Raw genomic sequence first — 25,848 nt, forward strand, 5'->3', positions numbered from 1 at the left:
TTAATCCTCTTTTCTAACGATTTTTGCAAACTCATTTAGATAAATTTCTCTTATCTCATCCACACTCTCATCGATATCATTTAGTTTAAATCTTCTGCCACCACTAACGCCGATCTTTTTAAATTTCACACCAAATTTAGCCGCAAGCACTTCAAATTTAGCCTCATCTTTCACGCCCACAACCACTCTTGAAAAGCTCTCATCAAAGATAAAATTTGGCTCTTTAAATTTCACCTCACAATTTACACCGATGTTTGAGATGCTAGCCATTTTTGCTAGCGTAATAGCAAGACCACCCACGCCTACGCTATTTGCAAACTCTAAAATTTGCTCTTTATTTGCTTCGATTATTAGATCCCAAAGAGCTCGCTCAGCTTTATAATCAACCTCTTTTAGCTTTCCACCGACCACATCAAATAGTACCTTTGCATAAAGCGAAGCAGCAAATTCACCACTTGTCTCGCCAAGAAGGTAGATCGCTATGCCCTCGCTTAAAAATGTACTTTTTAAATTTAAGTTCGCATCTTCATTTACGCCAACTGTGACGATGGCTGGTGTCGGATAGACGCTCACGCCATCAGTGTCGTTATAAAGGCTCACGTTGCCGCTAACAACTGGTGTATTTAGCTCACGGCAAGCCTCTTTTATGCCTTCACATCCTTCTTTAAACTGCCACATTACCTCTGGATTTTGTGGATTGCCGTAGTTTAGGCAGTCGGTGATCGCAAGTGGCACAGCGCCGCTCATCGCTACCTTTCTACCAGCTGCAGCGACAGCTCTTGCAGCACCAATTTTTGGATCAACAAAATTTGCTCTAGGATCGCACTGCGCAGCCATAGAGACGGCCTTTTTAGTGCCTTTTACTCTAATACTTGCAGCACCCAAGTGGCCAGGCTGTTTTATGGTATTTGTCTGGATATTTGCGTCGTATTGATCGTAGATAAAGCTTTTATTTAGCACTTCTGGCTCTTTTAAAAGCTTGAAAAATGCAGTTTTGTTATCAACATTATTTGGAATTTCTAAATTTGCTATCTCATCAAGGTATTTTGGACGTGCAACTGGGCGATCAAGCACCGGAGCTGCCTCGCTAAGTGGTCCGATAGGAATTTCGCCTGCAAGCTCATTATGCCAGTAAAGCTGCATCACGCCGCTACTTGTGACCTCACCGATGATCTCAGCATCAAGGTCCCACTTCCTAAAAATTTCAAGTACCTTTTGCTCATAGCCTTTTTTGGCGCATATTAGCATACGCTCTTGAGATTCGCTTAGCATCAGCTCATAAGGCGTCATACCAACTTCGCGCATCGGCACACGGTCTAGGTACATCTTCATACCACTACCGCTTCTGCCAGCCATCTCAAAGCTAGAGCTTGTTAGCCCTGCTGCGCCCATATCTTGGATGCCAATGATGTAGTCTTTTTTAAAGAGCTCCAAGCAAGCTTCCATGAGCAGCTTTTCGGCAAATGGGTCGCCCACTTGCACCGTTGGGCGAAGTGATTTATTCTCGTCGTTAAAGCTATCGCTTGCCATAACAGCGCCGCCAAGGCCGTCTCTGCCGGTCTTTGAGCCCACGTAAATGACTGGGTTGCCTACACCTTCAGCTTTGCCATAGAAAATTTCATCACTTTTACAAAGGCCAAGCGCAAAGGCGTTGATTAGGATGTTACCATTAAAGCTAGGATCAAAGGTAGTTTCGCCGCCGATCGTTGGGATACCCATGCAGTTGCCATAGTGCCCTATGCCAGCAACACTTCCTTTTAGTAGATATCTATGCTTTTTGGCTAGCTCGCCATCGCCTCTTATCTCACCAAAACGAAGCGAGTTCATATTCGCAACGACTCTTGCGCCCATCGTAAAGACATCTCTTAAAATTCCACCAACGCCAGTTGCAGCACCTTGAAACGGCTCGATAAAGCTTGGATGGTTATGACTTTCCATCTTAAAAACAGCCGCAACCCCGTCACCAACGTCGATGACGCCGGCATTTTCACCAGGTCCTTGGATGACCCAAGGCGCCTTTGTCGGAAAGTCGTTTAGGTATTTTTTACTTGATTTATAGCTGCAGTGTTCACTCCACATCGCTGAAAATATACCAAGCTCTAGCAAATTTGGCTCTCTGCCTAGGATCTTTAGGATCTCTTCGTACTCTTGGTCGCTGATTTTGTGCGCTTTTACGGTAGCTTTGTCCATTTTTAGCCTTTAAAAAATTTTGGTTGATTTTACTTAAATTTGCATAAAAAGATGATAAACCAAAGGAGCGAAAATAGAACAAATTTGACGAATAAAATAAGAGTCTAAACTTCATATAGCAAGCTAAAATGTTATATTTGCAGTTATTGATTCGGCTATAAATTCAACCGAAAAATTAGCATTTTTGCGGTACGGGTCTTGGTGAACGGCTCAAATTTTAGACAAATGCCAAATTTGAACTAGCTGTGGAAAATAAAAATTTAAGCATACTAGAACCCTAAATTTGACGCAAGAAAGTCCGATACTCCGTCAAATTCAGCAGGCGATTACCCGCCGCAAATGCCTACTTGCTCGGCATACTATAGTAGCAAAGTATGTTTAGCAGGATACGCCCTTGCTTTTTGAGGTCTTGATCGATGACGTCTTGTCTAAATTTCGCAGAAGTCGCCTGCTCTTTAACCTCGGCTAGCTTGCTGCTAGGCAGGTTAAATTTAAAGTCTAAATTTTTTATCTCAAAGCCTTTGTTTCCGACTATCTTCGCGTCGATCACGGTAGCGAAAAACTCGTCAGACGCACCCACGTAGTAATTCGTCACGCTTCTAGCGCTTATAGGTTCGCCGCCAAAAAACGCCTTGCAAACAGGAGATTTTTGCGCGCTATAAACCACGCTCTCAAGGATCCCACCGCCAAATTCGTAAAACTTAAATTTCTTTGAGTTTTGTAGCTTTTTTATCTCGTTTTTATCGCTCAAGTCTACATTTTTACCGCTATCCAGATCAATCACTATCAGAGTTTTTACGCCGTCGCCGCTTGAGTAAACCCAGCCTAGATTTTGACTCGCCGAGTCGCTCTCGCCAGGCGATTTCACCTCGGCCCTACCCATGTAGTCGCCAAATTTTTCCTCTGTTTTGCCGCCGCTAATCTCGTAGACCGTAGTCTCGGTTATAAATCCGATCTGCTGCATGCTAGCGTCGTTTTCCATATACGTACGCCACGCTCTCTCGCCGCCCATCTCGCCTGTAATGGCCGCGCAACCGCTAAACGCTAATGTCATAGCAGCCGCTGCCGCCGTCTTAAAAATCATCGTATTTTTCATTTTTATCCTCCTTGCTTCTCGCTCAAAGAGCAAATTTGATTAAGCCTCGGCTCATACCCGCGCAACTCGTTTTGGATTTTTTCCTCAAATTTAGGCGTTTTTTCGGCTACTTCTCGCGGACTGTCTGGATTTATAAAATTTTCTATATGAGATTTTAAAAGTAGCGCGCCGCCTTTGGACGAAATTTTTGCCTGCGTTATAACGGCCGTAAAATACCGTTTTTCTAAATTTTGCGTATCATAGTAGCTAGATACGGATTTCACGCTAACGTCGCCGCCTTTTTTAAATGCCTCGCAAACCGAAATCGGCGCCTCAAAAACCGCTACCGTCGTCAAATTTGAGCTAAATTCATAAAATTTGATCCGCCGAGCGTCCCAAAGCTCGGTCACGCTCGCTTCGTCCTTTAGATCAAACTCCGCCTCGGTATCGGCATCTTTTAGCATAAACGCTCTATCTCCGCTTTTATGGACGGCCCCGAGCCTAAAAGGCAGCCTGCTGCCCTCTTTTTTAGTAAGAGCAAAGCCTGTAGTCTCGCCGTCTTCAGGCTGAGTACGAAAATCGCGCGAGAAAAACGCCGTCAAAAAGGCGACCTCCCTAACGGTACCATCAGTGCCCAGATATCTCGTCCAGCCATCCTCCGGAACGTCGATATTTGAGACGTCGCGCTCGGCTTTGTTTGCGCTGCTAGTAATGCTCGCGCAACCGCTAAATGCCAAGGCTGCGACGGCTGCTAGAAATAATTTTTTCATCTCGCGCTCGCGTTTAAATTTGATAAAAAAGATCAGTTTTTAGGAGCGGCGCAAACGATGTTTGATAGGATTCGCTCCTGTTTTTTAGCGTCGGCGTCTATGACTTTACTCCTAAATTCCACAGATCGAGCCCGCGTCTGAGTGCTGGCCAGCTTGCCGTCGCTAACGAAAAATTTAAAGTCTAGATTTTTGATCTCGGCGCTTTTGCCCTTTTTCACTCCGATATCCATCAAAGTCGCGAAAAACTCGCTATTGTCGGCGCTTTCTTTATCGTAATAATTAGTCACCGCACGAGCTTTTACCGCCTTACCCGCCGCAAAACTCTCGCACACCGCACCCGAGTCCGAGCTAAAAACCACGCTCTCTAATATGCCGCCGCCAAACTGATAAAATTTGACCTTTTTAGCCCCTCTTAGAGTCGTAAGCTCGTTTTTATCGCGCATATTTATGTACTGGTAACCGAATTGTTCTTTATCGTTAAGCTCCAAAACTATAAAAGAAGTTCCGTTTTGCGCGTACATATCGCCAAGCTTCAAGTTTTGACCGTCTTTTTTTATGAGCGCCATACCGATGATATCGCCGTTTTTTTGCGCATAAGTTGCGCTCAAATTTTCCGAGAAAAATGCTATATTGCCGACGCTACCATCATTTTCTAGATATTTGATCCAGTCCGGCGCAGGCGATACTACGTTAGCCGCTATATGATCCTGTGAAGGCATGCAACCGCCCAGCAACGCAGCTATAGCGGCTATAGATAAGATTTTTTTCACTATTTTTTCCTTTTTTATAGAGTAAATTTCGTTATTTGCCGAGGCAAAAGTTGCTAAACATTTCGTCTAAAATTTCGCTTCTCTCAAACGGCTTTGTGATCGACGAGATTTGCTCTATCGCCGCATTTAGCTCATAAGCAAAAAGCTCAAGCTCAGACTCGACAAGCAAATTTAACGCTCTTTTTAAAGCCTCGCTCGCCTCTTTACAGCTTAAAATTTGGCGGTTTGAGCTTAGCATGATCTCGTCGGTGTCTTGCGTCTTGAGATATTCCTCGAGCTTTTTTAAAACTACACTCGTATCATTTTTTGCTGAAATTTTGATAGCACCCTCTAGCTCTATGTCAAATTTAAACGCCAGATCGCTTTTGTTTAAGATAAAAAAGGCTTTTTTGTTTGAGCTAGAAACGAGCCTAATTATCTCTTTATCTTGCTCGTCGCTTAGATTTGAGCCATCAAAAACAGCTAGGATTATGTCAGCTTCATTTATAGCAGAAATAGAATAGTTTATACCGATTTGCTCGATCTTCCCAGCATCTTTTCTGATGCCAGCGGTATCTATTATACGAACTAGATGTGAGCCGATCTTAAAATTTTCTTCTATCCTATCTCTGGTCGTGCCCGCCTCGTCGCTAACGATCGCTCTCTCGTATGCCAAAAACGAGTTTAAAATGGAGCTTTTGCCAACATTTGGCTTACCAACTATAGCGATCTTAAAGCCATCTATTAGCCCTCTTCTTTGCTCGCTAAGTGTGCCTATGCGCTCTAGTTTCTCGCTATTTTTTAAAAGCATCTGTTTAGTCTGCTCTAGTAAATTTGCTGGCAGATCATCATCAGCATAGTCAATCATCGTCTCAACAAAAGCAAGAGTTTTGACCGCTTCGCTTCTGATCTCGCCTACAAATTTACTAAGATCGCCTTGCATCTGGCGGGTCAAAATTTTAGCAGCGATCTCGCTTTTTGAAGTAATGAGCCCTTGTATAGCCTCAGCCTTAGCTAGATCCATCTTGCCATTTAAAAATGCCCGCTTGCTAAACTCGCCTGGCATAGCAAGCCTTGCGCCAGCCTTTATTAACTCGTTTAAAATTCTCTCACTCACCATAACGCCACCATGAGTTTGAAACTCGACGATATCCTCGCCTGTAAAGCTTGCTGGGCCTTTAAAATATATAACAATGCCCTCGTCTAAAATTTCATCATCAAGGGAGTAAATTTTGACTAGTTTCGCGTATCTTGGCTCTAAATTTGAAAGTTTAAGAAGTTTTAAAGAGGTGGCCAGAGCGTCTTTGCCACTAAGCCTTACGATAGAAACTGAGCCGATGCCATAAGCTGTGGCAAGGGCTGCAATGGTTTCACTCATTTTTTGAAAAAGTCATTTACGACGACAAATTTGCCGTCATTGCCGCTTTTTATGCCGACATATTTATCTGGAAATTTCTCGCGAAGCTTCTCAAGTGCGATCTTAACCAAAACCCCATCAAGTGGCTTTGTCTGAGCTCTGCCACTATTTTGCACACGCTCGATCACGCCATTTAAATATTGATCCATCATCGCTTCTTGATTTTGCAAAAATTGTGCGATCTCAAGACGGATAGCAAGATTATATTTTGAGTTTAGCCAGTTATAAAGCATATAAGATATCGCTTTATATCTATAACCTTCTTTACCTATAAGTAGAGCCGCATCAGCTCCATCAAGCTCTATAAGCACCGTTTCATCGTCAAATTTGCTAACTTCAATTTTACTAATATCAAAACAACTTGCCTTAAAAAGACGGTTCATGCCATCTTTGATCTCAGGTAAAATTTTATCAAAGTCGATTGTTGCTTTTTCTTTTTTTTCTTTTTGTAAAGCTTGAGCCGCACTCTCTTCATCAGTTTGGTTAAAATTTTCAATAATAGAATTATCTAAAATATTTTTAGGAGCATTTTTGCTAGCTTGTGACTCTTTTGCCACTTTAGTCTCTTTTTGCTCTTTTGGCTCTTTTGGCTCTTTTGGCTCATCAAGTCTTTTTATGACATATCCCGGCTCTTCAGCCTCTTTTTCACCCTTTTCAGCAAAGGCATCTTTAGCAAGAGCTGAGTTTTTCTCGCTTAAATTTGGCTTTTCATTTTTATGCTCTTTTTGCTCAGACTTAGCCTCATTTTTCTCATCTTTATGCTTTTTAGGATTTCGCTTTTTATCATTATGATCGTGTTTTTTGCTCTGTTTTTTCTCTTCTTTTGCAGGCTCGTTTTCATCACTTTTTTTAGCAAAATTTCTATCATTTTTTGGTTTATGTTGTGGTTTTGGCTGATTTTCTAAATTTGCTTCAATGATCGCACTTCTTTTAAAAAATCCCAAAAAACCACTGCTCGGATGCTGTAAAACTTTTATATCAAGCTGAGTTACTGAGCAGTTAAGCTGCTCGGCTGCCTTTTGAAATGCCTCTTGAAGGGTATTTGCTTCTATTTTCATTAAGCCTTTACCTCCGTAGCTTTTTTATGTTTTTCAAAAAGTTTGTTTACAAATACTTGCTGAATAACCGAGCAAACGTTATTTACAAACCAGTAAAGTGTAAGACCTGCTGGGAATGTCACGAAGAAAAATGTAAATATAAGAGGTAAAAATTTCATTACCTTTTCTTGCATAGGATCAGTAAATGTCGTTGGTGTAAGTTTTTGTTGTAAAAACATCGTTAGCCCCATCAAAATAGGTAACACAAAATATGGATCCATTACCGAAAGATCGTGTATCCAAAGTATCCAAGGAGCACCTTTTAGCTCGATCGCATTTAATAAGACGCGGTAGATCGCAAAAAATACTGGGATTTGAAGCAAGATCGGCAAGCATCCACCCATCGGATTTGCACCATGCTTTTTATAAAGCTCCATCATATGAACTTGCATTTTTTGCTTATCATCTTTATATTTTGTCTGAAGCTCTTTTACCTTTGGAGCAAGCTCTTTAAGCTTATTCATAGATAGCATACCCTTGTATGTAAGCGGGAATAAAACTATCCTTATAACAAGTGTTAGCACAACTATAGCCCAGCCCCAGTTGCCAATGTAGTTATGCAAGAAATTTAAAAATGCAAACATCGGTTTTGCTATAAATGTAAACCAACCATACTCAATAACGTCGTTTAATCTCTCATCCATCGAACTTAAAATTTTATGCTCTTTTGGTCCGATATATGCGCCTAATTTTAAATTATTATTTGCCTTTATAAAAAGAATAGGATTATTGTTAGAATCTTTATCTACGGCTACTTCAAATGGCTTTTCAAATGAGTAAAATAGCGTTGTATAATATCTATCAGATGCGGCTGCTATTGTGGTATTTGCATAGTTTTTAACCTCTTTAGCGTCACCATCTTCAATAATATTTAGGCTATCATCCGTGTTTCTAAGCATCACGCCGTGAACCGTATAGCTATCTACTGAGATGTTTGGTCTAAAGCCAGGGGTGATGAAAAAATCAACACTTTTACTTAAATTTACTTCAACTTCATATCTGCCATTTGGGTAAAATTTGATATTTTTTGTGACTGTAACTCCATCTAAATTTTGAGTAAGTTTTATCGTTTTAGGCTCGCTGCTGGCATCTATCTCACTAGCGTCACTGCTATATGCAACCTTAAAAGCATCAGTATTTAAAGTACTATCGTTAAATCTAAGCTCAAGTGGCAATGGATTTTGCGAAACAAGCTCGATTTTGTTGCCATCTTCTGTTTTATATTTCTCTTCAGTTAGATAGAATTTTGAAATTCTTCCTAGCTTATCTATTTTTGCTTCGTAGCTTTGACCTTTGATAGTAGCGATTATCTCATTTGAAGCTAAATTTTCATTTGATTTTGGTGTATTTTGATTTATATTTGGAGCTTTATTTTGATCTATTGCTTGAGAGATTGTAGTTTGGTTTTGCTCAGGCACCACTCTTTTTGGCATAAAAAAATCATACACTATAAAAAAAACAATAGATAAAAGCGCTGCAAGAAGCAACCTTTTTTGCATAGACATCTGTTCCATTTTATTTTTTTTCCTTTAATTTATCTAATACTTTTACGACATAAAATTTACTATTCTGACAAGGGACAAACCAAAAATTTACATTTTTGGTATCACTTTTTTGAAATATAAAACATAAGTTAAATTTTTTGTAGATGATTGGGTAGTTGATACCGCCTTTGAAAAGCTGATTACATTTTAAAATTCGCATAAAGGTTGCAAAAAAAGCAGAAAAAAAACTATTTGTTTGAAATTCCCAAATCGCGTATTGTGAGCAAGTCGGATAATAGCGACAGCTTTTTGGTAGAAGTATGGAAATATATTTTTGATAAAAAGCGATAGCTTTAATCGCAATTTTTTTCATTTTAAACATCCCATTTTTTTTGTAGACCAACTTAAATTTTTACAAATTTTTTCAAATGAAATTTCTGTAATTCCATTTTTTGCGATAATAATATATGTGCCATCTTTTAATTCACTAGAAATATTAAAAAAAGCGGCTCTCAAAAGTCTTTTAGCTCTATTTCTAACTACCGCTTTTCCTACTTTTTTACTAGCAACTACTGCTATTTTTTTTTCATTTGTTGGTTTATAAAAAACAATGCAAGCATCACAATGCCACTTGCTAGCCTCTTTATAAACTTGAGAGAATTCTTTTGAGCCGCTTAACGACTCAAAACCAGCTAAGCAGCCAATCTTTTTCTACCTTTGGCACGTCTAGCGTTTATTACCTTTCGGCCATTTTTAGTTTTCATTCTTAAGCGAAAGCCGTGAGTGCGTTTTTTAGGGGTTTTATGAGGTTGATAAGTCCTTTTCATTTCTATCCTTAAAGTTAATATAAAAAGTGGGATTTTATCAAAGCAATACTTAAATTCCTTTGAATAACTTAGCTTAAAAAGCCACAACTCAAACTTTAAGCAAATCAAGTTATAATCCAAAAATGAATTTTAATAAAGACAATAGGCTTTTAAAAAAATTATTTTTCTTAAAACTAATTGGCTATAAGTTTATTGATAAAAATTTTCTTAGTCTAAGCAACTATCATGATTACAACAATATTGATGAGCTAAACCGCGAAGTAAAAAAATGTTCTCTTTGTTCTTTGCGAAACAGCTCAAAAGGCGTAACAGCCGGCATCGGCAATGAAAATAGCAAAATCATGTTTATATTATTTTCTAAAAAAAATGATTCTTATGAAAATAACAGTAAAAAATTTTTAGAAAATGCCATAAAAAATAGTTTAAATTTAGATATAAAAGAAATTTACATAAGTTCTCTACTTCGGTGTGAAATTTCACAAAATGATGATAAAAGTCCGATTTTAAGCCGTTCTATTGAACTTTGTCGTCCTTATTTGTTTGAAGAGATTAGGCTGATAAAGCCAAAGATAATCGTGACTTTAGGGGAAAAAGCTTTTATGCATTTATATCCAAATTTATTGTTAAAAGGTGGATTTTCAAGCATAAGAGGTAGTATTTTAAAAAATGAAAATAGCCTTATTTTACCAACGTTTTCGCCAGAGTGGATCAGTAAAAATCCTAGTTTTGAAAATATTTTTATAGATGATTTAAGAAAGATCAAAGGAGTGATATGAGAAAAATTTTACTTTTTTTAGCCATTTTTTCGACTATTTTTGCATCGCAAGATGAGATAAATTTTGAGAGTAATATTACAAAAAACCAAAGTCTATCAAGCATACCTCCAGCAAAGATTACTTATATAAATTTAGAACCAGAATTTTGTGATAATGCCTGCTTAAATGAGCTTATCAAGGCTGATTTACTGGCTAGTTTTATGGCGAGATTTGAGCCAACAAAAATAGACGATAACACTCTTTTGGAGCTTTATATCTCTCTTGGTGGTGAAGCTATTTTAAAAGCTAATAAAAGCGGTAAGATCGCTGTAATCATTCCACAAAAGATTATAAAATCTTATGCAAATGTTGTATCAAATGCGGTCTTAAGCTATGTCTTAAAGCAAGACGCAGATATCGAGATCAAATTTATAAATAGCAACGATGAAAGCCCACAAAGTCTTACAAATGCTATGCAAACGGCTAGAGCCCAAGGCTTTAATTATTTTATCGCAGCCCTTACATCAAATGGTGCAAACATTATGAATTCGCTAGTTCTATCAAATGAGCTTATCTACATTCCAAGTGTTCATAGCTCTTTTATCATAAATCCAAAGCCAAATTTGATCTTTGGTGGCATTGATTATAAAGAGCAAATTTCAGCTTTGCTAGCTTACTCGAACGAAAAAATAGTTGCATTTGATGATGGTAGTTCATTAGGGCAAAAGCTAAATGAATATGTCCGCATGCAAAGTAGTGATTATCACGAGGCCTCTATCGTAGGCAAAGATATAAATTTAAACGACACTTTAAGCAAAAAATCCAAGTTTGATGACGCAAGTATATTTTTAAACATCCCAATCGTCAAAGCTTCTCTTGTAGCAACGCAGATGAGGGGCTTTGAGATAAAACCATACGCACTTTTAAGCACACAGATAAATTTTTTACCAAATATCTTTAATGCCATCGCGCAAAGAGATAGACAAAATCTTTTTATCGCAAACTCATTAAATCCTGTTAACGACTTATTCTTGGGGCTTGGTGATCTTTTTGATGTAGATTTTAGATATTCGCAAATCGGCTATTCAAGCGCTTTTGGTGCCGAGTACATATACACAAATTTTATAGATAAAAGTGCTGATAGAATTTTTACCGAAAGAGTTGAAAACTCTCAAGTCTTATATGGAGTTAAAATTTATAACGCAAAGGGCGACCACTTTGACGAAGCAAATCAAGAAATTTTGCTCGATCAAAACAGCTCAATGTAAAAGCACAAAGTGGCTAAAGCTAAATTTCTAAACTTAGCCACGATTTAAAATTTAGAATTCTCCAAAAATTTCTTTATCTCGTCATTTATCTTAGCAAGCTTCTCTTCTTTCATAAAGGCTAACGTAATCGTCGCTCTAAAAAGTAGCTTTTCGTCATTTTTGTCATCAAATTTATAAATTTCTTGCTCCAAAACAAGACTAGCTTTTTTAATCTCCAATACCTTGCTTCGCACAAAAATTTCATCTCCAAGCACAGCAGAAGCTATAAATTTAGCCTCAAGCGATGAAACTACAAAGTATCCGCCCTCTTTTGTGAAATTTAGTCCAGCTTGAAAAAAGGCCTCACTTCTAGCACGCTCACAAAATTTAATGTAGTTTGTATGATAGACTATGCTGCCCGCGTCGGTATCTTCGTAGTAAATTCGTATTTTCACGGTATTTCCTTAGACTTTTACATTAAGCCCAATTTTACTGAATTTTCTTAAAAGCCCCATTATATATGCCTTTTTTCCTCATGCGTCTTTAAATTTTGCCCATGAGAGTTACTAAAATCATAGTTTACGTTTGCGCTAAATCCGTTTACGCCGCTTATCATATTAATCCTTTTAAGCCTTTATATCCACGCCCTTAGCGTTAAATTTCATCATCGCCTCAAGTTCTTCTAAATTTTTTCTAGTATTTTGCTCTAGTTCTTTGTTGTATTTTCTGTTTTTATCCAGCATCTTTTGTGTTCGCTTTTCTTGCCTGGTTAGCTTTTCTAGGCGTTTTTGCGCCTCTTTCATATCCTCTTGCATTATTTCAAAGAGGCTTTTTGATTCTTTGCCGTCGGAAGTTATGTTAGAGTTGCCGCTTAAGGCAGTGCTACCAGGTAAAAGCGACTCTTGCATTTTTTGAAATGTTAGTACATATTCTTGGTAATCCTTGCTAAGCCCGTCAAGTTCGCTTCCTTTGATGCCGTAGATGTTGCGCGAATCAATAAAGGCGTCCAGTTTTTGTCTGTATTCTTTGCCGCTTATGCTTTTGTCATAACCTTGCATCTTGCCCCAAACCGTAGTTTCCCCCTCTCGTACGTCTAAATTTGAGTTTATTACGGCTGCTATCAAGCCTCCTTTGGTTATACTACCGTCAGGGTTGGTGTATCTTTCGCCGTGAGGATTTATAAACACGCTCACGTTTTCGCTCTCTTTGCCGCCGTTATTGTTATCAAAGATATTGGTTGACGGCTTATATTGCGGCGTTGTTGTTAACGCATGATATGAACTATTAAAAAATAGCGTTTCCATATTGGTTTTTCCAGACTTATCGTCAAAGGCGCTACGTACCGACGCATAGTCGTAGATGTTTTTATTTACTTTAGTTACTTTTAGACTTGATTTCTCGTACTCGTATCCTTGAGGGAATTTGGCAAGGTCTTCTTTAGTAAAGCTCTCTTTTGAGTTTAGTAGCTCGTCGCCCGCTACTTGGGAGAGAATTTTATATGCATTACCGACGGTTTTTGCTATGTCGATTTTTGAAAACATTTTATTAAATGCAATAGCCTTATCATTTACGTTTACGAGCGATTTTAAGGTATCTGAGTGGATTTTGTAGTCCTTTGGGATACCTGCGGCTTCGTTAAATTCGGACGTAAAATATCCGTCCGCACCTACTTTATAGCCTAAAACTTCGTTAAATTTGTGCTCGACCGTATCCGGCTGCGAGATTTCATTTCTATATATGATTTGACTCTTTATGCTATGTTTTTCATTTAGTTGAAAATTTTTAGCGACACTCGAAAATCCACCGATACCGCTTAACATCATAAATCCTTTTGAAATTTGGTTTTAAGCTACATCGGCAAAATTGAGAAAATATCTAGTAAAAATAATAAAAACTATCAAAAAGCCATACAAAATTTCTATGCCGAAAGTTAAAATTACTCGTGCGTCTTTCTCGTCGCTAGATCGCATTTGGCGCCGCGAGTTATCATCAAGGACTGATCGTAAAACAAAATAAGCACCACCGAAACCCCGACGCCAAGCGCCAGCGAAACCGTCGTGGTCGTGATTGCGTTATCGAAAAATATGATTAGGTATTCGTTTTTCTTAGTGATATCAGGCTCGTTTAGAAACGAAAACAGCGCCAAAATGCCCTTATACGCGTAAACCCCTGGCACCATCGGCAAAAGCGCGGGAAACGCGATGATCTCGGCAGGCACTTTTAGTCGTTTAGCAAAGAGCATACCTAAAATCCCGCTTAAAAATGAAACTATGAGAGTGGCGACGCTGATGTTAAAAAATCCCATCTGCATGATCCAAAAACGGCTAGCGTGCGCAAACGCCGCAAGCAGCGCGCAAAATGCGAGAGTCCTTTTTGGCGGAGAGCTAGCGTAGGCAAAGCCAAGCCCCGCCACCGCGGCAAAGGCACCGTCTATGAGAGTCGCGGTAAAAAGCTCAAACATGTAAAATCTCCGCGCTGCTAAGCGAGAGCGTGATATAGACGCCCACTGCTATGCAAAGTATCAGGATGCCCGTGCTCACGGCTCTACTGATGCCTACAAGCGTGTTATCATTTATGATATCAAAGACCGAGTTTATGAGAAAAACGCCCGGCATCAAAAATAGTATCGACGAGCCGATCGCCACGTCGCTAGTGCGCGTAAAGCCGTAAAATACGCCAAGATAAGCGATAAAAGAGACGACGAACGAGACTAGGACGTACTGGATTTTTAAATTTACGCCCATTTTAGCAAGAGCAAATCTAAGGCTATATCCAACAAGCGTCGCGAAAAATACGCAAGCTACCGAGCCCATATCGCCGCCAAAAAGCTTGCAAAACGCCGCATTTGCAAGGCTTATTAAAATAAGCGAGCTTGCAAATTTATTCGCCCCGATGCGCATGACGCCCTCAAACTGCTCTTTGGCCTCGTCTAAACTCAAATTTTCATCCAAAATCCGCCAGCTAAGCGACGAAAGCTCGGAAATGCGGTTAAAGCTCACATGACCAAACGGGATCTTTTTCACATAGGTTCGGCGCAGAGAGTTGTCGGCCGAGTCCATGACGCTAATGGTAAAATACTTTACAAAAATCGTCACGCTAACGTCGTGGCCGTAGTGTTTAGCTATGCGATCTACGCACTTTTCTACACGCGCTGTGTAGGTGCCAGCACTCACCATCGCACTCGTGTATTCGGCTAGAAAATTTGTTAAGACTTGAATATCAGGCTTTGCGTTCATTTTGGCTAATCTTAAATTTCACAAAAAATAAAATAATTTGTAAAACAAGCATGATTTTCATCACATATTCACTCGCACTATGCATTTTGGCAAATTCAGCCGTCAGTGTCGCGTCAACACCCAAATTTTGAGCATAAACTATAAAAGGCGTAAAGAAAAATACAAAGCTAAAAGCTAAGGCTAAATTTAAAAAAGCAAGCATTAACATGCTAAATTTTAGTGAAAAAATAAGCTTTTTTCTAAGATCAAATAGCTCACCAATCATTACAACTATGCTTACAAAAAGCAAAATATAATTAAATTTCAAAAATATCTTTGTCATCATTTGACCACTCATAAAATGCGTAAGTATGCCATCTCCTATGATGCTTTGTGGGAAAAATATGACTGGCGCCACCAAGATACCAAGCGTTAGCTCAGCTCCTATAAGTACTGCCAAAAGCAAAAAATAAATTCCTCTCAAACTCTCTCCTTTATATTTTTAACTTCGCGCAAAAGCCTCTATCAAAGCCAGCCAAATCTTTGTAAAAACTATACTCAAAACCATTGGTCTCTAAGAATTTTTGCATACTTGCTTTTTGATCGTACCCCATCTCACAAGCAACGTTTTTGATATTGCGATCTTTGGCTATGAGAATAATGTCTTTTAAGATTTCATCTCCTACTTCGCCTCCAAAGAGCGCACTTTCTGGCTCATTTAGTACAAATTTACTAAGTTTATAGCCTCTTGCAATATATGGTGGATTTGAAACCAAAATATCAATATCTTCTAAAATTTCATCCACGTAAGAGCAGTTTAAAAATTTGATCCCCCCACCTACATCAAATTTATCTGCATTTTTTTTAGCAAGCATCAAAGCTTTTTCATTTATGTCTGTCGCTACGATATTTGCCTTTGTTTTTAGAGCTAGCATGATACTAATAATTCCACTTCCTGTGCCTATTTCTGCGATCTTTGGCTCATTATATTCGCGTGAAATTTCTATTACTTTATCCACTAAAATTTCTGTTTCAGGTCTTGGGATAAGCACTCCGCTTTCCACATAAAAATCAAGCCCATAAAAGCTAGCTTTACCAGTTATATATTCAAGAGGCTCGTAGTTTTCATACCTTTTAACTAGAGCGAAATAGCCGCTCTCATCAAATTCATTTTTTTGATTTAAAAATATCCATTCAATGCTTACATCAAGATAGTTCATAAGCAAAATTTTAGCCACTCTGCTTGGATTTTGACAAAGCGGGCTTAGCCTTAAACTAGCCTCTTTAAGAGCCTCTTCAATTTTCATTTTCCAGCTCGTTTATACGCTCAAAGAGGCTCGGGTGCGAATGATAGACGAACGCATAGAGCGGATGAGCCTTCGGGAAGGCCTTGTTTTCGCTGCCTAGTTTTTTTAGCGCGCTTATCATGTCGGTTTTGTTTGAGACATTGCCTGCGAATTTATCGGCGCCAAATTCATTCGCGCGGCTAAAATACGAGCTAACCGGCGAAAATAAAAATCCGAAAATCGGCGAAAAAAGTAGCAAAAACACGATCGTTCCGCCGCCTCCGCTATGAAGCCCAAGCGCTTGATACACTGCGTCAGGGATATTGCCGAATATTAAAAACATCGCAAGAAGCATAACCGCGCTTAGAGCTATGGTTTTTAGGATATCTTTGTGCTTAAAGTGCCCCAGCTCATGCCCCAAAACGGCGATTATCTCCTCTAAGCTTAGTTTTTTTACGAGCGTGTCGAAAAGCACCACGCGCTTGGTCGCGCCAAGGCCGCCAAAATAGGCGTTTAAGCGGTTGTCGCGCTTGCTGGCGTCTATCGTAAAAACGCCGCTACTTTTAAACCCGCACCGCGCTAAAAGCCCTTCTATACGGCTTTTTAGCTCGCCATCTTCTAGCGGCTGCATTTTGTTAAAGATAGGCGCGATAAGCGTCGGGTAGATGAGATTTATAACAAGCGCGATGGCAAAGCTAAGCAAAAACGCCCAAAACCACCAAAAATCGCCCAAAAATCTAATGCAAAGCAGCACCAGCCACACAAATAGCGTGCCAAAAACCAGCGTCAGCGCGAGCGTTTTAAGCAGATCGAGCGCGAAAATTTTAGGCGTTACGTTTGAAAAGCCGAGCTTTTTGTCTTTGACGAAGGTTTCGTAGATATTTAGCGGCAGTTCTAGCAGCGACGAAACGAGCAAAAATACCATAACCATAAAGACGTTGTCACCTATATCTCCCGTTTTATAAGCATGCCCCGATATCGCGCCAAGCCCCCAGCACGCCCACATCATAAATATCGCGGCGTGATAAAGTAGGCCTGCTATCTCAAATTTTTGATTAGTTATTGCTGCGGCAGCGGCGGTTTCATACTCCCCCTGCTCTAGCACGACGGCTGGCTTTTTGGCCTCTGCGCGTATAAAATTTATCTGCAAAATCGCCAAAATCGCCTTTGCGGCGACGTAAAAAAAGTAAATACCGAGTAAAAAATAAAACATATTTTTACGCCCTATTTTAAAAAATTATCGTAAAACGAGCTAATAAAAAGCACCAAAATGATAAACGGTACGACGAATTTGATATACCAAAACCAGATATTTATTAGTTTTGCATGCTTTTCACTACCTTGCAAAATTTCTTTTTTTGCATCATCTTTTAGCACCCAACCTACGAATATTGCGCAACCAAATGAAGTAAATACAAAAAATATCGTTGCGCTTATTGCATCATATGCATCAAAAATATTCTTACCAAAAATGCTTACGTGACTTAGTATATTTGTGGCCATCAGCGAAGGTAAATTTCCTAAAATAAATATGCCTCCAAGAACTAAAAATATTGCTTTCTTGCGTTTTATCTTAAATTTTTCTTGAAGTGTCGTGATTATTACTTCATATATTGGTAGCGATGTTGTAAGTGCAGCGATCATTAATAGTGTAAAAAACGCAACCGCAAAAAAACCACCAAATGGCATGTGAGAAAAAACAATTGGTAGTGATTTAAATACCAAACTTGGGCCACTATCTGGCGATACGCCGTAGCTAAAAAGAGAAGGAAATATCATAAAGCCTGCAAGCACAGCGATTACCGTATTTAAAATGCCTGTAATGATAGAAATTTTAACCAAACCCTCATCCTTTTTCACAAAGCTAGAAAGCGTGATCATCACACCAAAACCAAGCGAGAGCGCAAAAAATACCTGCCCCAAAACATCAACGAAAAGCTTTAAATTTATCTTTGAGAAATTAGGCGTTAAGTAAAATTTTACGCCTTCTATTGCACCATCAAGCGTGATATTTTTAGCGATCATAATAAGCATTAAAATAAAAAGTAGTGGCATTAAAAATTTCGCTGATCGCTCGATACCGCCGACCGCACCCTGCACCAAAATAGCGTAATTAACCAGCACAAAAACAAGAGTCGCAAAGCTGATAGCAAGTGGATTGCTTACGATATTTTGCTCATAAAACGCACTTGTCTCCTCAAAACTAACCACATGCGAGAGATCAAGCAAACCAAATGAAATTTGGGCGATGTAGTTTAGCACCCAGCCACCAATAACCATGTAGTAAGCCATGATGCCAAAAGCACCAACAAGCCCCATCCAGCCAACGATCTGCCACTTTTTACTGATCTTTTTACCATTTATCGATCCACCAAAAGCATCCACAGCGTTGCATTTTAGGCGTCTGCCGATCGCGTTTTCAACTAAAATCATCGGTATGCCAATCACGATCATCGCGATACAAAACACGAGCACATAGGCACCGCCGCCGTTTTGCCCGACTAAATACGGAAAACGCCACGTCGCACCAAAGCCAACCGTAGCTCCTGCAACAGCTAAAATGTATGTGAGCCTTGAACTCCAAGATTTTCTATCCATCTTTTTGCCTTTGTGAAAAATAGGGATTATATAAAAAAATTGATTAAATTTTGCTAGCAACAAGCGGTGTTAGGATGCAAGCCCAGTTTTTTGTTAGTTTTAAGAAGTTTTATGGACAAAATTTTCTTTTGCGTTTTATCTTTGTGGGTAAATTTAGACAACTGCTTAAAAATAATTTTAGTAAGCCTATTAGTGCAAAAGGCCAAATTCCACATACCCCTCCATCGCAATGAATAATATCCAGCCCTCCTTAGGACCACAAAAATAGTGATGTTCTGGGATATTTTCAACTATAAATTTTAAAAAATCATAAAAATACTCAGGCGCAAATTTAATCTCTATATTTGTTGAGTTGTCGCCGATGTAGCTTATCTCGCTACTTAAAATTTTACTTTTGATGCTTGGATTTGAGCTGAGAAAATTTTTAATGTCAGCAAAATTTTTATATTCAGCCGTTTTATAACCTTTTAAATTTTGTAAAACTGGCTTTGAGCCGATAAAGGTAAAATTTTGCTCTATAAATTTCGCTCCATCGTTACTCGTGCACCACTTATTGCTAAAATTTGATAAAAAAACGAGCATCTCATCGTCAGCTGAGATAAAATTTGAAACTAAATTTTTCTGACTCATTTGCCTCCTTTTTTGTAAAATTTAGTAAACTGCCCATAATCCTTTAAAAACAAAGAACACATAAAAATTAATGATTAAAATTAGTAAATTTATATTGATTGTGGATAATTTTTTATCGCTAATTCACACACAAAACCGGCTCAGGTTTTAGCTTCACGCTTGGAGCTGTTTTGCTAAAGCTTATGAGATCCTCTGTCGTTTGGATACTAAAAGGTAGGCGCGTGAGACAAACTTTGAAAATTTCAGCCGCAGCTATTGCATCATTTAGGGCTCTATGGTGGGTATTGTTTATGCCAAGAAGCTCTTTTAGCGAGCCAAGTCCGTATTTTTGCGAAGCGATAGTGCGACGACTAAGATCAATGGTACAAAGCTTTCTGTTTAGCAGCATACCAAGACCGATCTCATTTAGGCTGTGAGAGATAAAGCCATAGTCAAAATTTACGTTATGAGCGATAAAGACGCTAGTTCCTAGAAAAATTTTAAACCGCTCAAGTACATTTAGCAAATTTGGCGCACCGATTAAATCGCTAGCCTTTATACCGGTTAGCTCAGTGATATTTTCAGGTACTTCAGGGGCTGCTATAAAGCTTTCAAAACGCCCTATCTCAACGCCATTTTTCATTTTTATTGCACCGATTTCAATGATCTGTCCGCTCGTCGTACCACCAGTCGTTTCGATATCAACCACGCAAAATTCCTGCTCGCTAATATCTCTAAATCTCGTGCCAAGCTCGATCTCATTCTCTTCATTTCTAGTGATGTCAAGCCCAAGAGTTCGCCACATATCAAGATCGCGCACGTCAATGAGTGATGAAATTTCTTCAATATCACTAAATCTTAAAATAAACTCATGATAGCCTAAATTTTGCCTAGCTAAAATTTCTATGCTATTTTCTAAACGCTGTTTTTCTGGTTTCAAAACTCAAGCTTTATGGCGCGAATGGCTTGTTCGTAGGAATTTGACGAGAAGATGTAGTTGCCAGCCACCAAAATATCAGCTCCGGCCTCTTCAAGATCAGGCGCATTTAGTCCGTTTACGCCGCCATCTACTTCGATCAGACACTTAGCGTTTTTTCGTTCTATCAGCTCTCGTAGCGCCCTTGTTTTTTCAAGCACGACCGGCATAAATTTCTGACCACCAAAGCCAGGATTTACGCTCATTAAAAGCACTATATCGACTTCATCAATAATATGCTCGATCGCACTAACTGGCGTGTGTGGATTTAGCACGATGCCAGGACTTACACCATTTTTTCTGATGTGATCGATGAGCCTTAATGGGTGCTTCTCTTCTTCGATGTGAAAGGTTAAAAATTTTGGCTTTAACGGCAAGAAAAGATCAGCAAAAAATGAGTTATTCTCAACCATCAAATGTATATCAAGTGGCTTTGTAGCTGCTTTTGCAACGGCATTTACCACGACTGGTCCAATGGTTAAATTTGGCACAAAATGCCCATCCATAACATCAACATGCACCAGATCACACCCAGCCTCGCAAATGGCTCTTATCTCAGCTGCCAAATTTCCAAAATCAGCCGATAAAATACTAGGTGCAACGTACATTTCTTCTCCTTACTTGGTTACAAATACAAAGCCTATTTCGTCATCTTTTACATCTAGTCTGTTCATGATGCCTACACTATTGTGATCGAAAAAAACATCATCGGATAAAATTTTAGGCAAACTAACTTTTACTTTTATGCCTTTTTGCCAAAGATGAGTCAAAAATTTATCTGTAATGATACTAAAAATTTGAGAATATCCACTTAAATAATCATTTGAATCATCGCCTTCAGGCATAAAAATAGAGCAAATTTTGTCTAATTTATCTTTTTTTACTCCAAATAGCACTCTTGCGTAAATATCACCATAATACTGAACACAAATACGTAAATAATCGCACTCATCCTCTATGTCAAGCGCACTAACCTTGGTATCAACACACAAAATTTCTTCTTCTGCTAACTGTGAGATAATTTTACTCGCAATTTGCGTCACATAAGATGAAATTTGAGCAACGCTCTTGTTGATATCTACTGGCTCTGCATCAAACTCTCTTTTTTTAAGATAAAAAATAGTGTCGTCTTTGTAAAAGTCATTTAAATTTTTATAGATAAATATGTTTGCATCTTTAAGGTACGTTACTAATTCAATAGATAAATTTGATTCGTTTATGCCACAAAGCGAAATAAATGCACCTGATCTTTTGCTAATGTTAGCAAGTTTGATTAGAAATTTTGCACCCCTTATATTTAAAGCGCCAGAAATATTTACCCATAAAATAAAAAATTTATATCCGATTTTTAGCATAATGTCATGAGCTGACATATCAAAATCTTCAATAAAATCTGAGTCCATAAAACTTTTTATGGCATAAACAACGACACCATCTTTTATAAAAGTATCTATCTGATTTTGTCTTAATCTCACATGATTTAGCTGTGACACTGCATAACTATATAAATTCTTTTTTTTATTAAACTCGGTCGCATCTCTAGCCTCAACCACATCAAATGATCGATTTTTGAGATAATTGGCCAAATAGTGCTTATACTGCTCAGTTGAGTTATAAATGAAAACTTTGTCATTTGTGTTATTTAGAAATTTATTTAAAAACAAGCTTGCGATATTTTCACTTTCAAACATTGAAATATTTAAAATATTCTTAACTGTTCTCATCATCAATTCATAAAAAATTTCATTGTAATCGCAAATCGCAAATACCACGCCAAGCTTTTGCGCTTCTTCGCTTAAATTTTCAATTACTCTACCAAGCCAAATAGGGCTAAAAAATGTAACATTTTTTAGTGAAAGCAGTATAGCACTGATATCACGCGATGAAATTTGGTTTATATATTTTTCACTTAATTTTAATGGAACATTCTCTGCTTCCAAAAAACCAAAAGGCCTTATAATTGCCATAGAACCATTAAAAGTTAATTTCATTTTTGTAGAGCTTTTTTAATAAATATAATGGTTTGCATCTCTGGATAAACATTGATATCTAAAATTTTATCAACTCCAAAATCATAAAATTCAGGCCTGCTGGACTCATAAGAGAGCAAAATCTCAAAAAAGCAAAGCATCTCTTTATCAATCTTGCTTAATGATTGTTTGTTCATATTCATCGCTTTTAAAAAAATATCCAAAATATTAAAGCCATGTTTTTTTTGCAAAATTTTATTATAACTTATGTCAGAATACGAAATAACGTCTGACATACAAGATGGAAATTTCGAAAATAAATTCTCACACACTATAATACAGGCCATAGAATACGGAGCAAGCGATAAATAGTTATAGTGCTTTTCTTTAAAAGAGTTTAATATCTTTAGCCAATCTGATAAAATTTTAGCATTAAGCTCGATCAAATCGACGATTTTAAAATTAAATACCTTATAAATTTTTGGAGATTTTAAAAATATAAAATAAGAAAGTACTATCGCTCTAAAAGTATCAATGCCAAGCATATTTGCTATTACTATCAAATCATTACCATCATAAGGAATATCAAATTTTGCACGCTTAAAAATGGAGCTAAAATAAGTTTTAAAAGATGCTATATTTTGTAAAGTAGCAACTGCCTCAGTTACATTACCAGCTAACAAAAAGTGCTCGATCTTTTCAAAAAGAGTTGGCATCTGTAAAACAAAATCAACATTTTTTTCGATCAACTCTTTACTAAGCATTTTGTATCACTCAAGATTTCTAAATATTTTTTGCTATTTATAATTTATAGACAAAGGCGTTATTTTATCTAGATTATTAATAAAAATCAATTCTTTTAAAAAAGAATCTATTTAAGCATTACTTTTGTTTGTTTTAGATAAAATCAGCAGAAATTTTTGTTTATAAGGAAAAAAAATGTCAAAAAGATGTGCGATAACAGGCAAAGGACCGATGATAGGCAACAATGTGAGCCACGCTAACAATAAAACTAAAAGAAGATTCTTGCCAAATCTTAGAACGATTCGTGTTACACTAGAAGATGGTACTACAAGAAAGATAAAAGTTGCTGCTTCTACTCTAAGAACGATGAAAAAACAATCAAACTAAGAATATAAAATGAAGAGGAATTTATGTCTTTTCTCTCAAGACTTTTAAAATTCCTCAACTGGTCAAACTCTACAAAACCAGAAATAAGCCTAGATACTGAGCTTTATGAACAACTAAAACCTTTTAGATTTCCACTAATTTCAGTCGTATTACTGTTACTTTTTGGAACATTAGGTTACGTATTAATAGATAATTTCTCGCTAATAGATGCCTTTTACCAAGCTGGTATGACTTTTACAACAGTTGGTTTTACCGAAGTTGCTCCAATAACTCCAAAGGGCAGAATTTTTACTATCACATTTATACTTATTGGTTTTATTATATTTACACTATCGATTGGTATTGTGGTTGAGGTTTTAAAAAGAGGTACATTAATTAGCATTTTAAAGGAACGACGCATGCTTTATAGGATCGCAAGACTAAAAAATCACTTCGTTATTTGTTATCACAATCTATACACAATCGAACTTAGTGCTCAATTTCGCGAAAATCATATACCTTTTGTAGTGGTCGATGATAGAGAAGATATCGCAGAGCTAGCTCAAATTTATAAATACCCATATTTTATAAAAGCTCAGCCACACACGCAAATTGCCTTTTTAAAAACACATCTATCAAGCGCAAAAGGTCTTATAACTCTTAGCTCAAATATTGCTGATAACATCGCCCTTATAGCATCTGTAAGACTTTATGAAAAAGAGATAGGTCGCAGAAAGCCTTATCATATCATCACAAATGCAGAGACAGAAGACGATACGCAAAGATTAAAAAAATTAGGCGCTGACAATGTGGTAAGTCCATCTCGCTTAGTCGCGCAGCGGTTAAGTGCCATGAGCGTAAGGCCGGACATGGAAAATTTATTAGAGCAGTTTTTATATACAAAAAATTCACCTATCGATATAGAAGAAATTCTTGTGCCTGATTACTCTTGGATAAGATTTAAAAGATTAAAAGAGACTCATCTACGAAATATTACAAATGCAGACATAGTAGGCATTAGAGATATAAATAATAATTTTGTGCCAATGCCAAATGGCGATACATTAGTAGGAACAGGATCAAAGCTTTTAGTCATCGGTACCGTTGATGGAATACGTCTAACCAAGCGTGTTGTAAAAAGCAAACACAAACCTGAAGAATTCAAATACGTATAAAATAAATTTTTCTACTCGCTCTTTTTAAAAATTTAAGCAATGTCTTGGTGCTTATTTTATATCCAAGCATTTACAAAGTCTTGATAAAATTTCTCAAATTTTTATAGGAGCCGATATGTTACATGAATATACAGACCTTATAAATGAGCTAAAGAAAACCGATGCTCGTTTTGCTACTCTTTGCAAAAAACATGATGAGCTAAATAAAAAAATAGATGAGAATCTAGCAAAACCATCAGAGCTTGATGGGTTAAAGAAAGAAAAATTAAAACTAAAAGATGAAATTTATGCTCAAATTTTAAAATACAAAGAGCAAAAATAAATTTATTTAAATTCTAAAATTAGATAATAAATTCTGGTTCAAATTTTGTCCCATTTACTCGAACTATTCTTGCTGGTATACCAACGACTGTCGCGTTTGCTGGGACATTTTTTAGCACGACCGAGTTTGCGCCGATCTTGGCATTTTCGCCGATCGTTATGGCACCTAGTATTTTCGAGCCAGCTGCGATAGTCACACCATTTTTTACAGTCGGGTGCCTTTTGCCACACTCTTTTCCGGTGCCTCCAAGTGTTACTTGATGATACATCATTACATCATCGCCTATCTCAGCTGTCTCACCGATAACTACACCCATGCCATGATCTATAAAAAATCTCCTACCGATCTTTGCTCCAGGATGGATCTCGATGCCCGTTAAAAATCTTGCAATTTGCGAGATGAGCCTAGCTAGAAAAAAATGCTCTTTTTTATATAGAAAATGAGAAATTTTATGAAACAAAACCGCATGAATACCAGGAGTATTTATAAGTATTGCCAAAAAGCAACACTTATGTACCGATGGGTCTTTTTCACGAACAGTTTGAACTAGCTCCTTTAGACTCTCCCACATATTTTTATGCTCCGTAAAGCTCTGTACTTAGGTATCTCTCGCCGTTATCTGGAGCTATGAAAAGTACTTTTTTGCCAGCACCAAGTCTTTTAGCCACTCTTTTTGCAGCCACGTAAGCAGCACCACCGCTTATGCCTATCATGAGTCCATCACTTTTTGCGATTGCTCTAGCCGCGTTTAGTGCGTCATCGTTGCTTACTTTTTCTACCTCGCTAACTAAGCTCATATTCATAGTATTTGGTAAAAATCCGGCTCCAATGCCTTGAATTTTATGTGGTCCTGGGTTGCCACCACTTAAAACCGGCGATGCTTCAGGCTCAACTGCGATGATCTTAGTATCATAGCCCTTTTCTTTTAAAATTTTTGCTACGCCACTTATTGTGCCACCTGTACCAACACCAGCTA

General features: G+C 37.8%; 30 protein-coding genes. 5 read left to right on the forward strand and 25 right to left on the reverse strand.

Annotated elements, in window-relative coordinates:
• From purL to rpmH, 10 genes are all read right to left on the reverse strand, one after another.
• The gene (gene purL, locus A3854_RS04440) at positions 1–2,190 is read right to left on the reverse strand and encodes a phosphoribosylformylglycinamidine synthase subunit PurL (protein WP_084041488.1); all 2,190 of its coding nucleotides are present in this window, start codon (positions 2,188–2,190) and stop codon (positions 1–3) included.
• A gap of 343 nt (positions 2,191–2,533) precedes the next feature.
• Positions 2,534–3,286 (reverse strand): hypothetical protein, encoded by a 753-nt coding sequence (locus A3854_RS04445; protein WP_084041489.1) that lies wholly within the window; start codon positions 3,284–3,286, stop codon positions 2,534–2,536.
• Positions 3,287–3,288: 2 nt separating this feature from the next.
• The gene (locus A3854_RS04450; RefSeq protein ID WP_084041490.1) at positions 3,289–4,035 is read right to left on the reverse strand and encodes a hypothetical protein; all 747 of its coding nucleotides are present in this window, start codon (positions 4,033–4,035) and stop codon (positions 3,289–3,291) included.
• Positions 4,036–4,067: 32 nt separating this feature from the next.
• On the reverse strand, positions 4,068–4,805 hold the full coding sequence (locus A3854_RS04455) for a hypothetical protein (protein WP_257639871.1): 738 nt from the start codon (positions 4,803–4,805) through the stop codon (positions 4,068–4,070).
• Positions 4,806–4,836: 31 nt separating this feature from the next.
• Positions 4,837–6,162 (reverse strand): tRNA uridine-5-carboxymethylaminomethyl(34) synthesis GTPase MnmE, encoded by a 1,326-nt coding sequence (gene mnmE, locus A3854_RS04460; RefSeq protein ID WP_084041491.1) that lies wholly within the window; start codon positions 6,160–6,162, stop codon positions 4,837–4,839.
• Positions 6,159–7,259, reverse strand: a complete 1,101-nt coding sequence (locus tag A3854_RS04465; protein WP_084041492.1) for a Jag N-terminal domain-containing protein — start codon at positions 7,257–7,259, stop codon at positions 6,159–6,161. Before A3854_RS04465 ends, mnmE begins: the two co-directional genes overlap by 4 nt.
• Positions 7,259–8,812, reverse strand: a complete 1,554-nt coding sequence (gene yidC / locus A3854_RS04470) for a membrane protein insertase YidC (protein ID WP_084041493.1) — start codon at positions 8,810–8,812, stop codon at positions 7,259–7,261. Before yidC ends, A3854_RS04465 begins: the two co-directional genes overlap by 1 nt.
• 1 nt (position 8,813) lies before the next feature.
• A complete protein-coding gene (gene yidD / locus A3854_RS04475) occupies positions 8,814–9,155 on the reverse strand; it encodes a membrane protein insertion efficiency factor YidD (protein ID WP_084041494.1) in 342 nt (113 codons plus the stop codon).
• A complete protein-coding gene (gene rnpA, locus A3854_RS04480; protein WP_084041495.1) occupies positions 9,152–9,487 on the reverse strand; it encodes a ribonuclease P protein component in 336 nt (111 codons plus the stop codon). The genes yidD and rnpA overlap by 4 nt, the downstream gene beginning before the upstream one ends.
• Positions 9,475–9,609 (reverse strand): 50S ribosomal protein L34, encoded by a 135-nt coding sequence (gene rpmH, locus A3854_RS04485; protein WP_002940373.1) that lies wholly within the window; start codon positions 9,607–9,609, stop codon positions 9,475–9,477. The genes rnpA and rpmH overlap by 13 nt, the downstream gene beginning before the upstream one ends.
• A 122-nt stretch (positions 9,610–9,731) precedes the next feature.
• Between rpmH and A3854_RS04490 the strand changes: the two genes are divergently transcribed.
• Together A3854_RS04490 and A3854_RS04495 are read left to right on the forward strand one after the other, a co-directional pair.
• Positions 9,732–10,385: a uracil-DNA glycosylase gene (locus A3854_RS04490; protein ID WP_084041496.1), complete on the forward strand. Its 654-nt coding sequence runs from the start codon at positions 9,732–9,734 to the stop codon at positions 10,383–10,385.
• On the forward strand, positions 10,382–11,632 hold the full coding sequence (locus A3854_RS04495) for a hypothetical protein (RefSeq protein WP_084041497.1): 1,251 nt from the start codon (positions 10,382–10,384) through the stop codon (positions 11,630–11,632). The genes A3854_RS04490 and A3854_RS04495 overlap by 4 nt, the downstream gene beginning before the upstream one ends.
• 44 nt (positions 11,633–11,676) lie before the next feature.
• Here A3854_RS04495 and A3854_RS04500 read toward each other — a convergent pair whose 3' ends face one another.
• From A3854_RS04500 to A3854_RS04560, 13 genes are all read right to left on the reverse strand, one after another.
• Positions 11,677–12,066, reverse strand: a complete 390-nt coding sequence (locus A3854_RS04500; protein ID WP_084041498.1) for a YbgC/FadM family acyl-CoA thioesterase — start codon at positions 12,064–12,066, stop codon at positions 11,677–11,679.
• Positions 12,067–12,237: 171 nt separating this feature from the next.
• Positions 12,238–13,431, reverse strand: a complete 1,194-nt coding sequence (locus A3854_RS04505; protein ID WP_084041499.1) for a Cj0814 family flagellar-dependent secreted protein — start codon at positions 13,429–13,431, stop codon at positions 12,238–12,240.
• 116 nt (positions 13,432–13,547) lie between these two features.
• A complete protein-coding gene (locus A3854_RS04510; protein WP_084041500.1) occupies positions 13,548–14,072 on the reverse strand; it encodes a threonine/serine exporter family protein in 525 nt (174 codons plus the stop codon).
• Complete coding sequence (locus A3854_RS04515; protein ID WP_084041501.1) at positions 14,065–14,847, reverse strand: threonine/serine exporter family protein; 783 nt, start codon at positions 14,845–14,847, stop codon at positions 14,065–14,067. The genes A3854_RS04510 and A3854_RS04515 overlap by 8 nt, the downstream gene beginning before the upstream one ends.
• The gene (locus tag A3854_RS04520) at positions 14,831–15,310 is read right to left on the reverse strand and encodes a DUF4149 domain-containing protein (RefSeq protein ID WP_084041502.1); all 480 of its coding nucleotides are present in this window, start codon (positions 15,308–15,310) and stop codon (positions 14,831–14,833) included. The genes A3854_RS04515 and A3854_RS04520 overlap by 17 nt, the downstream gene beginning before the upstream one ends.
• Before the next feature lie 10 nt (positions 15,311–15,320).
• Positions 15,321–16,133: a peptide chain release factor N(5)-glutamine methyltransferase gene (prmC, locus tag A3854_RS04525; protein WP_084041503.1), complete on the reverse strand. Its 813-nt coding sequence runs from the start codon at positions 16,131–16,133 to the stop codon at positions 15,321–15,323.
• A complete protein-coding gene (locus A3854_RS04530; protein ID WP_084041504.1) occupies positions 16,123–17,325 on the reverse strand; it encodes a M48 family metallopeptidase in 1,203 nt (400 codons plus the stop codon). The genes prmC and A3854_RS04530 overlap by 11 nt, the downstream gene beginning before the upstream one ends.
• An 11-nt stretch (positions 17,326–17,336) precedes the next feature.
• Complete coding sequence (locus A3854_RS04535) at positions 17,337–18,710, reverse strand: sodium-dependent transporter (RefSeq protein ID WP_084041505.1); 1,374 nt, start codon at positions 18,708–18,710, stop codon at positions 17,337–17,339.
• A gap of 189 nt (positions 18,711–18,899) precedes the next feature.
• Entirely contained in the window at positions 18,900–19,340 is a 441-nt protein-coding gene (locus tag A3854_RS04540; protein ID WP_084041506.1) for a hypothetical protein, read from the reverse strand.
• Positions 19,341–19,458: 118 nt separating this feature from the next.
• Complete coding sequence (locus tag A3854_RS04545) at positions 19,459–20,259, reverse strand: 3'-5' exonuclease (protein ID WP_084041507.1); 801 nt, start codon at positions 20,257–20,259, stop codon at positions 19,459–19,461.
• Positions 20,256–20,903: a ribulose-phosphate 3-epimerase gene (gene rpe, locus A3854_RS04550; RefSeq protein WP_084041508.1), complete on the reverse strand. Its 648-nt coding sequence runs from the start codon at positions 20,901–20,903 to the stop codon at positions 20,256–20,258. The genes A3854_RS04545 and rpe overlap by 4 nt, the downstream gene beginning before the upstream one ends.
• 9 nt (positions 20,904–20,912) lie before the next feature.
• Positions 20,913–22,235, reverse strand: coding sequence for a hypothetical protein (locus A3854_RS04555; protein ID WP_180378642.1), 1,323 nt, complete (start codon positions 22,233–22,235; stop codon positions 20,913–20,915).
• Between the two features lie 47 nt (positions 22,236–22,282).
• A complete protein-coding gene (locus A3854_RS04560; protein WP_084041510.1) occupies positions 22,283–23,029 on the reverse strand; it encodes a hypothetical protein in 747 nt (248 codons plus the stop codon).
• A 175-nt stretch (positions 23,030–23,204) separates the two neighbouring features.
• Here A3854_RS04560 and rpmB point away from each other — a divergent pair, with 175 nt between their 5' ends.
• From rpmB to A3854_RS04575, 3 genes are all read left to right on the forward strand, one after another.
• Positions 23,205–23,396, forward strand: coding sequence for a 50S ribosomal protein L28 (gene rpmB, locus A3854_RS04565; protein WP_021090707.1), 192 nt, complete (start codon positions 23,205–23,207; stop codon positions 23,394–23,396).
• A 23-nt stretch (positions 23,397–23,419) separates the two neighbouring features.
• A complete protein-coding gene (locus tag A3854_RS04570; RefSeq protein ID WP_021090478.1) occupies positions 23,420–24,550 on the forward strand; it encodes a potassium channel family protein in 1,131 nt (376 codons plus the stop codon).
• A gap of 115 nt (positions 24,551–24,665) precedes the next feature.
• A complete protein-coding gene (locus A3854_RS04575) occupies positions 24,666–24,872 on the forward strand; it encodes a YdcH family protein (RefSeq protein WP_084041511.1) in 207 nt (68 codons plus the stop codon).
• Between the two features lie 19 nt (positions 24,873–24,891).
• On the opposite strand, the gene epsC is transcribed toward A3854_RS04575, so the two are convergent.
• Together epsC and A3854_RS04585 are read right to left on the reverse strand one after the other, a co-directional pair.
• Positions 24,892–25,443: a serine O-acetyltransferase EpsC gene (epsC, locus tag A3854_RS04580; RefSeq protein ID WP_084041512.1), complete on the reverse strand. Its 552-nt coding sequence runs from the start codon at positions 25,441–25,443 to the stop codon at positions 24,892–24,894.
• Positions 25,444–25,447: 4 nt separating this feature from the next.
• Positions 25,448–25,848, reverse strand: a 401-nt coding sequence (locus tag A3854_RS04585; protein ID WP_141081829.1) for a PLP-dependent cysteine synthase family protein, incomplete at its 5' end; no start/stop codon positions are given.

Source organism: Campylobacter concisus, from assembly GCF_002092845.1.
Taxonomy (GTDB): domain Bacteria; phylum Campylobacterota; class Campylobacteria; order Campylobacterales; family Campylobacteraceae; genus Campylobacter_A; species Campylobacter_A concisus_AQ.

Coding starts and splice junctions, on each gene's coding strand:
- purL (WP_084041488.1), bottom strand. CDS start 2,190: ATGGACAAAGCTACCGTAAAAGCGCACAAAATCAGCGACCAAGAGTAC.
- A3854_RS04445 (WP_084041489.1), bottom strand. CDS start 3,286: ATGAAAAATACGATGATTTTTAAGACGGCGGCAGCGGCTGCTATGACA.
- A3854_RS04450 (WP_084041490.1), bottom strand. CDS start 4,035: ATGAAAAAATTATTTCTAGCAGCCGTCGCAGCCTTGGCATTTAGCGGT.
- mnmE (WP_084041491.1), bottom strand. CDS start 6,162: ATGAGTGAAACCATTGCAGCCCTTGCCACAGCTTATGGCATCGGCTCA.
- A3854_RS04465 (WP_084041492.1), bottom strand. CDS start 7,259: ATGAAAATAGAAGCAAATACCCTTCAAGAGGCATTTCAAAAGGCAGCC.
- yidC (WP_084041493.1), bottom strand. CDS start 8,812: ATGGAACAGATGTCTATGCAAAAAAGGTTGCTTCTTGCAGCGCTTTTA.
- yidD (WP_084041494.1), bottom strand. CDS start 9,155: ATGAAAAAAATTGCGATTAAAGCTATCGCTTTTTATCAAAAATATATT.
- rpmH (WP_002940373.1), bottom strand. CDS start 9,609: ATGAAAAGGACTTATCAACCTCATAAAACCCCTAAAAAACGCACTCAC.
- A3854_RS04490 (WP_084041496.1), top strand. CDS start 9,732: ATGAATTTTAATAAAGACAATAGGCTTTTAAAAAAATTATTTTTCTTA.
- A3854_RS04495 (WP_084041497.1), top strand. CDS start 10,382: ATGAGAAAAATTTTACTTTTTTTAGCCATTTTTTCGACTATTTTTGCA.
- A3854_RS04505 (WP_084041499.1), bottom strand. CDS start 13,431: ATGTTAAGCGGTATCGGTGGATTTTCGAGTGTCGCTAAAAATTTTCAA.
- A3854_RS04510 (WP_084041500.1), bottom strand. CDS start 14,072: ATGTTTGAGCTTTTTACCGCGACTCTCATAGACGGTGCCTTTGCCGCG.
- A3854_RS04515 (WP_084041501.1), bottom strand. CDS start 14,847: ATGAACGCAAAGCCTGATATTCAAGTCTTAACAAATTTTCTAGCCGAA.
- prmC (WP_084041503.1), bottom strand. CDS start 16,133: ATGAAAATTGAAGAGGCTCTTAAAGAGGCTAGTTTAAGGCTAAGCCCG.
- A3854_RS04530 (WP_084041504.1), bottom strand. CDS start 17,325: ATGTTTTATTTTTTACTCGGTATTTACTTTTTTTACGTCGCCGCAAAG.
- A3854_RS04535 (WP_084041505.1), bottom strand. CDS start 18,710: ATGGATAGAAAATCTTGGAGTTCAAGGCTCACATACATTTTAGCTGTT.
- A3854_RS04540 (WP_084041506.1), bottom strand. CDS start 19,340: ATGAGTCAGAAAAATTTAGTTTCAAATTTTATCTCAGCTGACGATGAG.
- rpe (WP_084041508.1), bottom strand. CDS start 20,903: ATGTACGTTGCACCTAGTATTTTATCGGCTGATTTTGGAAATTTGGCA.
- A3854_RS04560 (WP_084041510.1), bottom strand. CDS start 23,029: ATGCTTAGTAAAGAGTTGATCGAAAAAAATGTTGATTTTGTTTTACAG.
- rpmB (WP_021090707.1), top strand. CDS start 23,205: ATGTCAAAAAGATGTGCGATAACAGGCAAAGGACCGATGATAGGCAAC.
- A3854_RS04570 (WP_021090478.1), top strand. CDS start 23,420: ATGTCTTTTCTCTCAAGACTTTTAAAATTCCTCAACTGGTCAAACTCT.
- A3854_RS04575 (WP_084041511.1), top strand. CDS start 24,666: ATGTTACATGAATATACAGACCTTATAAATGAGCTAAAGAAAACCGAT.
- epsC (WP_084041512.1), bottom strand. CDS start 25,443: ATGTGGGAGAGTCTAAAGGAGCTAGTTCAAACTGTTCGTGAAAAAGAC.